Here is a 12,874-nt window from a genome sequence, read left to right on the forward strand (position 1 = left end):
GTCACTTCTCCTGGCCGAAAGCGCGGCCCTGCACGAGGCGCAGGAAGCCGAACGAGAGCACGAACGTCGCCGCGGCGATGATCACCGACGTCGCGGCGGCCGAGTACAGGTCGCCGCGCGTGAACGCGTCGCGGTACACCTTCATCAGCGGGGTCCACGTGGTCGAGATCGCGTTGCTCAGCGGGCGCAGCGTGGTGGGCTCGGCGAACACCTGGAGCGTCGCGATCATCGAGAAGACGGCGGTCATGATGATCGACGGCGTGACGATCGGGATCTTGATGCGCAGGGCCACCGCCACCTGCGAGGCGCCGTCCAGCTCCGCCGCCTCGTACAGCTCCGACGGCACCGCCTTGAGCGCGGTGTAGATGACGATCATGTTGAACCCGGTGCCACCCCAGACGGCGATGTTCGCGACGGCGAGCATCACGAGGTCGCCGTCGAACAGCGACGGCACGTCCCAGCCGAACCGCTCGAACAGGTCGTAGAACGGGCTGACGCCGGGCAGGTAGAGGAAGCCCCACAGCAGGGACGAGATGACGGCGGGCACCGCGTAGGGCAGGAAGATCGCCGTCCGCGAGAACGTGCGCGTCCGCGCCCGCCGCGAGTCGAGGAGCAGCGCGAACAGCAGCGCCAGGCCGAGCATCGTCGGCACGACGATCAGCCCGTACAGCGCGACACGCCCCACGGACGCGAGGAACTCCGGGTCACCGAGCGCGGCCGCGTAGTTGGACAGCCCGGCCCACACCTCGGTGCGCGAGCCCGAGCCGAGGCCCAGCCCGCTCACCTTCTCCGTGCGGAAGGACAGGTAGACCGCGTACGCGATCGGCAGCGCCAGGAAGAGGACGAACAGCACGATCGCGGGCGCGAGGAAGCCCCACGGGGCGAGCCGGCGCCGTCCGGACGTGCTGGGCCCGGTCGCGCGGGCCGGCGGCGCGGCGGTGGTCGTGGTCATCTCAGGCGTCCCTCTCGGATCGGCGCGCTTCGTGGTCGACGACGAACGTGGTCGACGGCGTCGGGCCGCCCGGGGGGATCTCCCGGCCCGGGCGGCCGGCGTCGTCACTCGCTGACGTTGAAGCCCTGGTTCTTCAGGTCGTCGAGCGTGATCTGCTGCATCGCGCCGACGGCGTCGACGAACGCGCTGGCCTTCTTGGCCTTGGTCGCCTTGGCGAACTCGTCGTTGTACGCGGAGTAGGCGACGTTGATGTTCGGCCCGTAGGTGAACGGCTGCACCGTCTGCGCCGTCTGCGCCGCGACCTCGTAGAAGTCGGGCTGGTTGGAGAAGAACTCCGGCGGGTCGCTGAGCGCCTCGGTGCTCGCCGGGACGTCGGCCGGGTAGATGCCGGTCTCGTCCACGAGCGCCTGCACGGCCTCCGGGTCGGTGTTGAGCCAGGTGATGAACTCGGCGGCCTGCTCCGGGTGCTCGGACTGCGAGGTCACCGCGGTGGCCGAGCCGCCCCACGCGCCGGTGGCGGGCGCGGCGGCGTCCCACTGCGGCATGGGCGCCATCTCCCACTTGCCCGCGGTGTCGGCGGCGTTGCCCGACAGGACGCCGGGCGCCCAGATCGCCGACAGCCAGCCCACCTGGGTGCCGTCGTTGAGGCCGGCGTTCCACTCGGGGGTGTACATCGGCTTGTTGTCGATGACACCCTCCTCCACGAGGCCGCCCCAGTACTCGGCGACCTTGGTGGTGGCGTCGGAGTCGATGTCCACCGACCACGCGTCGCCGTCGATCCCGTACCAGGACGCGCCGGCCTGCTGGGTCATGCCGGCGAACCAGCCCGCGTCGTTGGCGGAGAACGTGCCGAGGTAGGCCTTCGGGTCGGCCTCGTGCACCTTCCGCGCCGCGTCCGCGTACTCGTCCCACGTGGTGGGGACGTCGATGCCGAGCTTCTCGAAGACGTCGGCGCGGTAGTAGAACTGCATCGGCCCGGAGTCCTGCGGCACGGCGTAGACGGCGTCCGACCCGAGGGTGACGGCGTCCCACACGCCGTCGGTGAAGTGCTCGGCGACGTCGTCGCCCAGCGAGCCCGAGAGGTCCGCGAGCGCGTCCGAGGACACGAGCTGCGGGATCTTCTGGTACTCGGCCTGCATGATGTCCGGCGCGCCTGAGCCCGCCTTGATCGCCGTGAGCAGCTTGGTGACGGCGGGGTCGCCGCCGTCCTGCTTGTTCACCGTGACCGTGATGTCGGGGTGCTCGGAGTTCCAGAGGTCGACGACCTTCTCCATGTTCGGCGTCCACGTCCAGAAGGTGAGCTCGACGGGGCCCGCGGCCGATCCGCCGTCGTCCGAGCCGGCGTCGTCGCCGCCGCCGGAGCAGGCGGACGCGAGCAGCGCGGTGGCGGCGGCGAGGGCCGCGATCCGGGTGCCTGTGGTCAGGCGCATGACTCCTCCTCGTCAAGGACCATCGCACCGCCGCGTCAGGCAGGGGGCGCTGGGCGACTCACGACAGTGTGGCTGTGCACGGTCACAGTAGCGACACGTCGCCCGGGATTGTCAACTTCCGGTTTCGTGGTGTTACCTAGTCGTTGCCCGGTCACGACGGCTGTGACCGAGCACAGGACTCAGCACAGCAGCGAGCACAGCACGCCGAGCACCAGCACCGACGCGAGGAGCCTCTTCCATGCCCGACGCCACGCCCTTCCGCCCGGGCCCGGACTTCGACGGCTGGCTGCCCGGCGTCGAGGAGATCTGCTACGGCGGCGACTACAACCCCGAGCAGTGGCCGGAGGAGGTGTGGGCGCAGGACGTCGCGCTCATGCGGGAGGCCGGCGTCAACCTCGTGAGCGTCGGGATCTGGAGCTGGGCGCTGCTCGAGCCGCGCGAGGGCGAGTACGACTTTGGCTGGCTCGACCGGCTGCTCGACCTGCTGCACTCCGGCGGCGTCCGCGTCGACCTCGGCACGCCCACCGCGTCGCCGCCGGCGTGGTTCTTCCGCACGTACCCGGACTCGCGCGTCGTGACGCGCGACGGCACCGTGCTGGAGTTCGGGTCCCGCGGCGCGGCCGCGCCGTCGTCGCCCGCCTACCGCCGCGCCGCCACCCGCATCGCAGGCGCGCTCGCCGAGCGCTACGGGAAGCACCCCGCCGTCGTGCTGTGGCACGTGCACAACGAGTACGGCGCGCCCGTCTCCGACGACTACTCCGACCACGCGCAGCGCGCGTGGCGCCTGTGGCTGCGCGCCCGGTACGGCACCCTCGACGCGCTCAACGCCGCCTGGGGCACCCGCTTCTGGGGCCAGGTGTACGGCGAGTGGGAGCACGTCGTCGCGCCGTCGGCCACGCCGACCGTCGCGAACCCGGCCATGCGCCTCGACTACGCGCGGTTCACCGACGCGATGCTGCGCGAGTGCTTCGTGGCCGAGCGCGACGCGATCCGCGCGCACTCCGACCTCCCGGTCACCACCAACTTCATGGCGGCGGCGTGCCCGTCCACCGACCTGTGGGCGTGGGCCCGCGAGGTCGACGTCGTCTCCGACGACCACTACCTCACCGCGGCCGACCCGCGCGGCCATGTCGGGCTGGCGATGGCGGCGGACCTCACGCGCTCGGTCGCGGGCGGCAAGCCGTGGCTCCTGCTGGAGCACTCGAGCTCGGCCGTGAACTGGCAGCCGCGCAACGTGGCCAAGCGGCCGGGCGAGGAGCGGCGCAACGCCCTGTCTCACCTGGGCCGCGGCGCCGACGGGATCCTGTTCTTCCAGTGGCGGGCCTCGCGCGGCGGCGCCGAGAAGTTCCACTCCGCGATGCTCCCCCACGCAGGCACGGGCAGCCGCGTCTTCCGCGAGGTGTGCGCGCTCGGTGCAGAGCTCGGCCGCCTCGGCGAGGTGCGGGGCTCGCGCGTGCGGGCCGACGTCGCGCTGCTGTGGGACTACGAGTCGCACTGGGCGCAGGACCTCGAGTGGCGGCCCAGCGTCGACGCGTCGCACCGCGAGCGCACCGACGCCTTCTACGACCGGCTGTGGCGGGACGGCCTCACGGTCGACATGGCGCACCCCGAGCAGGACCTGTCGGGCTACAGGCTCGTCGTCGCCCCGGCGTCGTACCTGCTCACGGCCGCCGCGGCCGACAACCTCACGCGGTACGTGGAGGGCGGCGGCACGCTGCTGGTCAGCTACTTCAGCGCCGTCGTGGACGAGCACGACCGCGTGCACGAGGGCGGCTACGGCGCGCCGCTGCGGCGGGCGCTCGGCCTCACGGTCGAGGAGTTCCTGCCGCTGCGGGAGGGCGAGACGCTCGGCGTCGTCGGGCTGGCCGACGGCGCCCTGGCCGGCGACGTGTGGGCCGACGACCTCGCGCTCGACGGCGCGCAGGTCGTGGCCACGTACGACGGCGGCCCGCGGCCGGGCGGCGCGGCGATCACGCGGAACTCCCTCGGCGCGGGCACCGGCTGGTACGTCTCGACGCGGCTGGACGTCGACGCGCTCGCCCCCCTCATGGCCCGGGTGTACGACGACGCCGGCCTCGCCCCCGCCGGCCTGCCCGCGGAGCTCGAGGTCGTGCGGCGGCACGGCGACGACGCCGTCTTCACCGTCGCGCTCAACCATGCCGCCTCCGACGCCAAGCTGCCCGACGTCGCGCCCGGCTCCACCGACCTGCTCACCGGGGAGGACGTCGCAGGCTTCGTCGTCGTCCCCGCCGGCGGGGCGCGCGTGCTGCGCACCCCGCACTGATCCCGCGAGTTGTCAGGGCCACACGCAGGTTGCCGTACTCGTGGCCCTGACAACTCGCCCGACGCGAAAGGACGATGATGTCGCACCGCAACCGCACGATCACCACGAGCCTGCTCGCCGCCGCCCTGGCGGCCGCCCTCGCCGCACCGGCGGGGGCCGCGCCCGGCGGCCGGTCCGCCGTCGAGCCGGAGAACGCGGGGTTCGACGCCGGCCTGGACGGCTGGGCCGTCACCGGCGACGCCGCCGCGACGACGGAGGCCGGGGGCCGCACCGGCGATCGGCTGACGCACTGGTCGGACGTGCCGTACGAGGTCACGACGTCGCAGCGTCTGGGCCGCCTCGGCACGGGCTGGTGGACGGCGAGCGCCTGGGTGAAGTCCGGCGGGCTGGACACCTCGACGCTGTCCCTGACCTGCGCGGGCGGCACGTCCGGCACCGTCACCCTGCCGCAGACGCTGCAGGACGACGCGTGGGTGCGCGTCGCCGTCTCCGCGCAGAGCCGCGGCGGCGACTGCACGCTCGCGCTCGCGACGTCGGACGACGCGGGCGGTGCGTGGGCGAGCGTCGACGACGTCGCGGTCGAGCGCGGCCGGGTGGCGCGCGACGTGCGCGGCGGCGACCTGTCCGGCCTGGCGAAGAACGAGGACCACGGCGCCACGTATGCCGACGTCGACGGCACGCCGGGCGACGCGGTGGAGATCCTCGCCGACCACGGCATGAACCTCGGCCGCCTCAAGGTGTGGGTGGACCCTGCCGACGGCTACAACGAGGTGACGCACGTCGTGACCACCGCGAAGCGCATCCAGGCCGCGGGCATGGACGTCATGGTCGACTTCCACTACTCCGACCGGTGGACCGACCCGGGGGCGCAGGGCGTGCCGGCCGCGTGGGCGGGGTCGAGCGTCACCGAGATGACCGACCAGCTCGCCGCGCACACCCGCGAGGTGATGACCGCCCTCGTAGACGCGGGGGTCGACGTCGCGTACGCGCAGGTGGGGAACGAGATCAACCCCGGCATGCTGTGGCCCTACGGCCAGACGTGGGACGTCGACCCCGACGACGGCGTCGCCGGCGCGCAGTGGGACGCCCTCGCCGGGTTCCTCACCGCCGGGCACGACGCGGTGAAGGCCGTCTCGCCGTCGACGCGGACGATCCTGCACCTGACGAACATCAACAACGGCATCGACGGGCTCACGTGGTGGTTCGACGAGGTCACCGCGCGCGACGTGCCGTTCGACGTCGTCGGCCTGAGCTACTACGGCTACTGGCACGGGTCGCTCGCCGACCTGCAGGAGGCCGTCGGCACCCTGTCCGCCCGCTACGACCGCGACGTCATGGTCGTCGAGACGGCGTACCCGTTCACGCTCGAGGACGACGACCCGGCCTGGGAGAACGTCATCGCCACCGAGGGCCAGCTCGTCGCCGGCTACCCCGCCACGCCCGAGGGCCAGGCGGCGGCGTTCCGCGCCGTGCAGGACACCGTCGCTGCCGCGCCCGGCGGCCGCGGGATCGGCGCCGTCTACTGGGAGCCGGCGTGGACGTCCGTCGCGGGCAACGGCTGGGACCCCGAGGACCCGGCGTCCGGCAACGCGTGGGAGAACCAGGCGATGTTCGACCACGACGGGCGCCTGCTCGGGCCCGTCGCCGCCGAGCTCGCCGCCGGCTGACCGGCGAAGGCGCGAGCTGTCAGGGTGAGCGCGCGGTATACCCCGCGCTCACCCTGACACGTCAGAGGTCGCGGAGGCGAGCGGCGGCCTCGTCGCGACGGCGGGTGGCGTCGGCGAGGGTGCGCTCGGCACGCTGGCGGGCGGCGACGGCGCCGCGCAGCTCGGCACCGACGGCGTCGGCCTCGTCGTCCAGCTCGGCGAGGCGGCGGCGGACGGCCTCGCGCTCGGCGTCGGTGCGGCGCGCGACCCCCTCGATGCGGCCTACCTCGGCGGCGGCCGAGCTCCCGGCGTCGCGCGCGGCGGCGACGTCGTCCTCCGCGTCGGCGAGCGCCTGCTCCGCCTCCTGGCGGGCCGCCGCCCGCGCGGCCTCCGCCTCGGCGGCCGCGCCGTCGTCGTCCTTCCGCGACCCGGCCCGACGACGTCCGCTGCGCGCCGCGCCCGGCAGGTCGGGCACGGCGTGCAGGTGCCGCGACGGCGCGCCGTCGTCGTCCACGGGCGCGATGCCGAGCGCGTCCGGGACGGCGACGGCGGACGCGACGTCGGCCCGCCCGATGCCGGTGGCCTGCAGCGGGCCGACGAGCAGCCCGCTGCGGACGGCGCGGCCGGCGTCGGCGTCGATCATCGCGGCGGTGAGCGTGGACTCGACCTGGGTGAGGACGGCGCCGGAGACAGCGGTACCCGCCTCGACGGCGAGCGACCTCGCCCGCGCCGCGACCGCCGCGACGAGCTGCCGCCGCTGCCGGGTGAGCTCGCGCAGGCGCTTCCCGTCGAGGTCGTCCTGCGCCTCGCGGAACGCGGCGCCGAGCTCGACCACCTGCTCCACCTGGTCCGCCTCGGCGCGCGCGAGCAGGTTGACCACCCAGGCCGCCGTCGACGGCTTGCGCAGCCGCTTCACGCGGTCGGCCGCCTCGTCCTCGCCGTCGGCGCGCAGGGCGGCGGAGCGGGCGTCGCGCGCGGGGACGAACGCCGCCGGCTCGAGGCCGTACAGCTCACCGGCGACCTCCGTCAGCACCTCCGCCAGCGTGGGCACCCTCCGAGAATCGAGAACCCCGCGCGCCACCGCAACCCCACCCGCGCGAGTTGTCAGAGCCAGGAGCATGTTCTTGTGGTCGTGGCCCTGACACCTCGGTGCGCCGCGGGCCTGTCAGGGCCAGGCGCGCGTTGTCGTGCGCCTGGCCCTGACAACTCGCGCCTAGGATCGTTTCGATCCCCATGACCGAGAACCTCTCCTCCGCGCCGGCGTCCGCCATCACGCCACCCGTCGACGAACGTCGCGCCACGATCATCCTGGTCGCGATGGCGCTGTCGACGTTCCTGTTCGTCACCGTCGAGTCGCTGCCGTCCGGCCTGCTCACGCTCATGGCCCCCGACCTGGGCCGGTCGACGTCCGAGATCGGCCTGCTCGTCACCGGGTACGCCCTCGTGGTGCTCATCACGACCGTGCCGCTGGCGCACTGGACGCGCGGCGTGCCGCGCCGGTGGGTGCTGTCCGCGTGCGCGGGCATCGCCGCCGTCGCGACGCTGTGGGCTGCGCTCGCCCCGTCCTACGAGCAGCTGTTCGCGGCCCGCCTGGTGACGGCGACGGCGCAGGCGCTGTTCTGGGCGGCCGTGGTGCCCGCGACGACGGGCCTGTTCCGGCCGGTGGTCCGCGGCAGGGTGATGACGCGCCTCGCGCTCGGCAACTCGCTCGCCCCGGTGCTCGGCGTTCCCGCAGGCACCTGGCTCGGCGAGCACACGTCGTGGCGGTGGACGTTCGCCGCCGTCGCCGCCCTGTCCCTGGTGGTGACGTTCGTGGTGCTGGTGCTGTTCCCCACGATGAAGCCGTCCGAGGGCGGGGCCAGCCGGGCGCCGCACCCCAGCCGTCGCCGCTTCGGGTTCCAGATGGTCACGACCGGCCTCGTGCTGACCGGCGCGTTCGGCGTCATCACGTTCGTCACGCAGTACTTCATCGAGGTCACCGGCTTCGAGCAGTCCGACATGGCCCGGCTGCTGCTCCTGCAGGGCGCGGCCGGCGTGATCGGCACCATCGTCGTGGGCCGGTTCATCGACGCGCGCCCGGTGGCGGTGCTGCTCGTGGCGCTCGCCGTGCTCACGGTGGCCCTCGTGAGCCTGTGGGCGTTCGGCGAGCAGCCGGTCGCCGCCGTCGCGTCCCTGGCGCTGTTCGGGTTCTCGTTCTCCTGCGTGCCGCCCGCCCTGTCGCACCGCGTGATGCTCGTGGCCCCCGGTTCCACCAACATGGGGGTGGCGATCTCGTCGTCCATGTTCAACGTGGGCATCGCGGCCGGCTCCGGGCTGGGCGCGGCGCTGGTCGCCGCCGTCGACGTGCGCGTCGTGCCGCTCGCGAGCGCCGTCGTCGTGCTGCTGGCGCTGCTCGTCTCCCTCGGCGAGGAGCGGTTCAACCCGCGCCTGCCGGGCGCGCACTGACCCGACCCCCGACGGCATCGAAGGAGGACCCGTGCTCGACGACGACCGCTGCCCCTGCGGCTCCGGCGACACGTTCGGCGCGTGCTGCGGCCCGCTGCTGCGCGGCGACCGGCCCGCCCCCACCGCGGAGGCGCTGATGCGCTCGCGGTACACCGCGTTCGCCGTCGGCGACGCCGCCTACCTGCGCGCCACGTGGCACCCGCGCACGCGGCCGTCGTCGCTGGAGCTCGACGACGACCAGCGGTGGCGGCGCCTCGTCGTGCTCGCCACCCATGCGGGCGGCCCGTTCGACGACGGCGGCGAGGTGGAGTTCGTCGCGCAGTACGTGCAGGCGGCCACGGGTGAGCGGGGCCGCCTGCACGAGGTGAGCCGGTTCGTCCGCGAGGGCGGGCGCTGGTTCTACGTGGACGGCGACGTCGGCGCCTGAGCGGCGGCCGGCTCCAGCCCAGGGTCGGACGCGGGTTCGAGCGACAGGTCGGACGCCGGCTCCGGCTCCCGCCGGAGCTGGTCGCCGTTGAGCAGCAGGTTGAGCAGGATGGCGCTGATCGCACCGGCGCTGATGCCGGAGTCGAAGATCAGCCGGAACCAGGTCGGGAACTCGGCGTAGATCTCCGGGCGCACCGTCGGGAGCATCGCGACGCCGAGGGACACGGCGACCACGAGGATGTTCTTGCTCGTGAACGTCACCTTGGTGAGCGAGCGGACGCCCGACGCCGCGACCATGCCGAACAGCGCGACCCCGGCGCCGCCGAGGACGGCGCTCGGCACGCCCTCGACCACCGCCCCGACCTTGGGCACCAGGCCGAGCACCACGAGGATGCCGCCCGCCATCGTCGCGACGTACCGCGACCCGACGCCGGTGAGGCTGACGAGCCCCACGTTCTGCGCGAACGCCGTGTAGGGGAACGTGTTGAACGCGCCCCCGAGCATGGTGGACAGCCCGTCGGCACGCAGCCCGTCGCCGAGGCGCTGCCTCGTCACCGGGCGACCGGTGATCTCGCCGACGGCGATCATGTCGCCCGTCGTCTCCGTCATGATGACGAGCCCCACGACCAGCATCGACACCACCGCTGCGAGCGGGAACGTCGGGAGGCCGAAGTGGAACGGGGTCACGACGGCGAACCAGCCCGCCTCCCCCACGCCCGACCAGTCCACCTTGCCCATGGGCAGCGCGACGAGGGTGCCCAGCGCGAGCCCGAGCAGCACGGAGATGCGGGCCAGCCCCGCGGGCGCGAACCGCTCGACGAGCACGATGAACAGCAGCGTGCCCGCCGCGAGCGCCAGGTCGGACGGCGCGGCGGAGGGGCCGTTGTCCGTGATCCACCCGGCGGCGACGTCCATGAGCGACACGCCGATGACGAGGATGACCGTGCCGGTGACGATCGGTGGGAAGAACCTCAGCAGCGCCGAGAAGAACGGGGCGACGAGGATCATGAACAGGCCGCACGCGATGGTGGCGCCGAAGACGGCGGTGATGTCGTACGTCGTGCCGATGGTGATCATGGGGCCGACGGCGGCGAACGTCACCCCTTGCATGAGCGGCAGCCGCACCCCGAACCGCCAGAACCCGAGGGACTGGATGATCGTCGCGACGCCCGCGACGAACAGGTCGGCACTGATGAGGAACGCCAGGTCCTGCGCGGAGTAGCCGAGGGCTCCGCCCACGATGAGCGGCACGGCCACCGCCCCGGCGTACATCGCGAGCACGTGCTGCAGCCCGAGCGGGAACAGGCGCGCGAGCCGCGGCACCTGGTCGACCGGGTGCCTCTCGGTGGTGCTGGGTGATGCCTCGGACATCGGTCGTCCCCTTCCGTCACCGGGCGCCTGGGCGGCGCGTCGGGACGACCGTAGGGAGCGACGGTTTCCGTGGGATCAAACAGAGTTTCCGGGAGGTGACATCTTCTCGGATGAACCTTTCACGGTCGCACCGTCGTGAGGACGACGACGTCGTGCGGCGCGAGCGGGAGGGTCGCGGAGGCGTCGTGGCGCGCGCCGGTGAGCAGGTCGGCGAGCGGCGTCCCGTCGCGCGCGACCGCGTCACGCACGGCGGCGGGGCCGGTCGCGAGCGCCGCGCCGAGGACGAGCGCCGCCGGCCGGTCGGTGTGGTTGATCGCGACGAGCGCGTCGCCGCGCCACACGGTCTCGACGCCGGGAGCCTGGGCACCGGACGACACCCCCGCCTCGTCGAGCGCCGCCCGCAGGACGCCCCCGAGCCCGCCGTCGGACCCGTCCTCGCACACGGCGAGGTCGGCCCCGACGTACCACGCGCGTCCCTCGCCGTGCCGGTGGTGCGCGACGGCGACGCACCCGGCCAGCGGGCCGTCGTCGTACGTCGCGAGCACGTCAGCCCCGTCGGAGCGGGTGCGCTCGCCGAGCGTCGAGGCGGTGCCGGGCCCGTGCCGCCCGTCGGACCACACCACTGTGCTCCCGCCGTCGGGCAGCGGCACCCACTCCTCCGCCGAGACGCCGAGCACGTGCCGCAGCGGCGCGGGCGAGCGCCCGGCGTGCAGGTGCGACAGCCCGTCCGCGACCCCGCCGAACGGTCCCCACACGAGGTGGCCGCCGCCCGCGACGTACGCGTCGAGGCGGGCCGCCGCGGCGCCGTCGAGCACGTACTGGGCGGGGGCGAGCACGAGGTCGTAGCCGTCCAGGGCGACGTCGTCGCGGTCCGCGGGCACGACGTCGACCACCACGCCGAGGCGCCACAGCTCCCGGTGCCAGGCCCGCAGCGTGGCGAGCGGGTCGAGGCGCGCGGTCGGGAGCGCGACCTGGCCGGCCGCCCACCACGACGTCCAGTCCCACAGGAGCGCGACGCGGCGGTGGACGGGCTCGCCGACCAGGCCCCGCAGCGCGCGCAGCTCGGCGCCCAGGGCACGGACCCCCTGGTGCACGGCCGTGTCCGCCCCGGCGACGGGCAGCATCGCGGAGTGGAAGCGCTCAGGGCCGGAGCGGGCCTGGCGCCACTGGAAGAACAACGCGCCGTCGCAGCCGTGCGCGAGCGCCTGGAGCACCTCGGTGCGCAGCCGCACGGGCGACTTGGTGAGGTTGTGCTCGCGCCAGCTCACCGCGCTCGCCGCCTGCTCCATGCGCAGCCACGACCCGCCGCCCGCGAGCCCGCGCGCCAGGTGGTTGACGAGCGCCGCGTCGGCGGGCGCGTCGGGGGACGCGGGGTCCGGGTAGGCGTCGTCGGCGATCACATCGAGGTCGGCGCGCCATTCGTGCGGGTCGATGCCGCCGAAGAAGCCCATGAGGTTGGTCGTGACCGGGCGGTCGGGGTCGTGGCGACGGATCACCGCCTTCTGCTCGCGGTACAGGCCGAGCAGCAGGTCGGAGCCGAAGCGGCGGAAGTCGAGCTCCTGCGACGGGTTGCGGTGGTAGGGGGCGACGCGCGGCGGCAGGATCTCCGCCCAGTCGCCGTACTCCTGCGACCAGACCGTCGTGGCCCACGCCGCGTTGAGCGCGTCGAGGGTGCCGTACCGGGCGCGCAGCCAGTCGCGGAACCGCTCGGCGCAGCGGTCGCAGAAGCAGACCTGGCCGTACTCGTTGCCCGCGTGCCACATCCGGACGGCGGGGTGTCCGGCGTACCGGGCGGTCAGCTGCTCGGCGATCGTCGCTGCCGCCGCTCGGTAGGCGTCGGACGACGGGCAGAACTGGTTGCGCGACCCGTAGCTCAGCACCGTGCCGTCCGCCGTCGTCGGCAACGACTCCGGGTGGCGGTGGCCCAGCCACGGCGGCGGGGACGCGACCGGCGTCGCCAGGTCGACGGCGATGCCGGCGTCGTGCAGCAGGCCAAGCACCTCGTCGAGCCAGCCGAAGCGGTACTCCCCCGGGCGCGGCTCGAGGTGCGACCAGCTGAAGACGCCCACCGTCACCAGGTTGACGCCCGCCTCCCGCATCAGCGCGACGTCCTCGCGCCAGACGGCGGGGTCCCACTGCTCGGGGTTGTAGTCACCGCCGTACAGGAGCCCCAGCTCGTCCGTCAGCCGTGCGAGACCAGCCGTCATGCCGCGATACCCCCGTGGACCGTCGAAGCGCTTCGATGCGGGGTCAGCCTACCCATCGGCGACTTGTCAGGACCAGGGCCGGGTATACACACCCCTGGCCCTGACAACTCCGG

9 protein-coding genes are annotated in these 12,874 nt (G+C 73.8%); 4 read left to right on the forward strand and 5 right to left on the reverse strand.

What is annotated here, in order from left to right; genetic code table 11:
• Nucleotide 1 precedes the first annotated feature (1 nt).
• Nucleotides 2-952 carry a carbohydrate ABC transporter permease gene (locus tag ACQP60_RS16060; RefSeq protein WP_429734619.1) on the reverse strand — a complete coding sequence of 317 codons (951 nt, stop codon included), beginning with the start codon at nucleotides 950-952 and terminating at the stop codon, nucleotides 2-4.
• Between the two features lie 104 nt (nucleotides 953-1,056).
• Nucleotides 1,057-2,382, reverse strand: coding sequence for an ABC transporter substrate-binding protein (locus ACQP60_RS16065; RefSeq protein WP_429734621.1), 1,326 nt, complete (start codon nucleotides 2,380-2,382; stop codon nucleotides 1,057-1,059).
• 238 nt (nucleotides 2,383-2,620) lie between these two features.
• Here ACQP60_RS16065 and ACQP60_RS16070 point away from each other — a divergent pair, with 238 nt between their 5' ends.
• Complete coding sequence (locus tag ACQP60_RS16070; RefSeq protein WP_429734623.1) at nucleotides 2,621-4,666, forward strand: beta-galactosidase; 2,046 nt, start codon at nucleotides 2,621-2,623, stop codon at nucleotides 4,664-4,666.
• A 77-nt stretch (nucleotides 4,667-4,743) separates the two neighbouring features.
• On the forward strand, nucleotides 4,744-6,333 hold the full coding sequence (locus ACQP60_RS16075; RefSeq protein WP_429734625.1) for a glycoside hydrolase family 53 protein: 1,590 nt from the start codon (nucleotides 4,744-4,746) through the stop codon (nucleotides 6,331-6,333).
• Between the two features lie 61 nt (nucleotides 6,334-6,394).
• Here ACQP60_RS16075 and ACQP60_RS16080 read toward each other — a convergent pair whose 3' ends face one another.
• The gene (locus ACQP60_RS16080) at nucleotides 6,395-7,363 is read right to left on the reverse strand and encodes a hypothetical protein (RefSeq protein WP_429734627.1); all 969 of its coding nucleotides are present in this window, start codon (nucleotides 7,361-7,363) and stop codon (nucleotides 6,395-6,397) included.
• A 182-nt stretch (nucleotides 7,364-7,545) separates the two neighbouring features.
• On the opposite strand from ACQP60_RS16080, the gene ACQP60_RS16085 reads away from it, so the two are divergent.
• Both ACQP60_RS16085 and ACQP60_RS16090 read left to right on the forward strand, forming a co-directional pair.
• Nucleotides 7,546-8,757, forward strand: a complete 1,212-nt coding sequence (locus tag ACQP60_RS16085) for an MFS transporter (RefSeq protein ID WP_429734629.1) — start codon at nucleotides 7,546-7,548, stop codon at nucleotides 8,755-8,757.
• Between the two features lie 31 nt (nucleotides 8,758-8,788).
• Entirely contained in the window at nucleotides 8,789-9,184 is a 396-nt protein-coding gene (locus ACQP60_RS16090) for a YchJ family protein (RefSeq protein ID WP_429734631.1), read from the forward strand.
• Here ACQP60_RS16090 and ACQP60_RS16095 read toward each other — a convergent pair.
• Nucleotides 9,157-10,554 (reverse strand): nucleobase:cation symporter-2 family protein, encoded by a 1,398-nt coding sequence (locus ACQP60_RS16095; RefSeq protein WP_429734633.1) that lies wholly within the window; start codon nucleotides 10,552-10,554, stop codon nucleotides 9,157-9,159. The two genes, ACQP60_RS16090 and ACQP60_RS16095, sit on opposite strands and share 28 nt — an antisense overlap.
• Nucleotides 10,555-10,673: 119 nt before the next feature.
• On the reverse strand, nucleotides 10,674-12,761 hold the full coding sequence (locus tag ACQP60_RS16100; RefSeq protein WP_429734635.1) for a beta-galactosidase: 2,088 nt from the start codon (nucleotides 12,759-12,761) through the stop codon (nucleotides 10,674-10,676).
• Between the last annotated feature and the right edge of the window lie 113 nt (nucleotides 12,762-12,874).

Origin of the sequence: Isoptericola variabilis (assembly GCF_050311655.1) — a bacterium.
Classification (GTDB): domain Bacteria; phylum Actinomycetota; class Actinomycetes; order Actinomycetales; family Cellulomonadaceae; genus Isoptericola; species Isoptericola variabilis.

What these genes read in the sequence shown, in the direction of transcription:
- ACQP60_RS16100 (WP_429734635.1), bottom strand. Translation starts at nt 12,761, where the DNA reads ATGACGGCTGGTCTCGCACGGCTGACGGACGAGCTGGGGCTCCTGTAC.
- ACQP60_RS16065 (WP_429734621.1), bottom strand. Translation starts at nt 2,382, where the DNA reads ATGCGCCTGACCACAGGCACCCGGATCGCGGCCCTCGCCGCCGCCACC.
- ACQP60_RS16070 (WP_429734623.1), top strand. Translation starts at nt 2,621, where the DNA reads ATGCCCGACGCCACGCCCTTCCGCCCGGGCCCGGACTTCGACGGCTGG.
- ACQP60_RS16095 (WP_429734633.1), bottom strand. Translation starts at nt 10,554, where the DNA reads ATGTCCGAGGCATCACCCAGCACCACCGAGAGGCACCCGGTCGACCAG.
- ACQP60_RS16075 (WP_429734625.1), top strand. Translation starts at nt 4,744, where the DNA reads ATGTCGCACCGCAACCGCACGATCACCACGAGCCTGCTCGCCGCCGCC.
- ACQP60_RS16060 (WP_429734619.1), bottom strand. Translation starts at nt 952, where the DNA reads ATGACCACGACCACCGCCGCGCCGCCGGCCCGCGCGACCGGGCCCAGC.
- ACQP60_RS16085 (WP_429734629.1), top strand. Translation starts at nt 7,546, where the DNA reads ATGACCGAGAACCTCTCCTCCGCGCCGGCGTCCGCCATCACGCCACCC.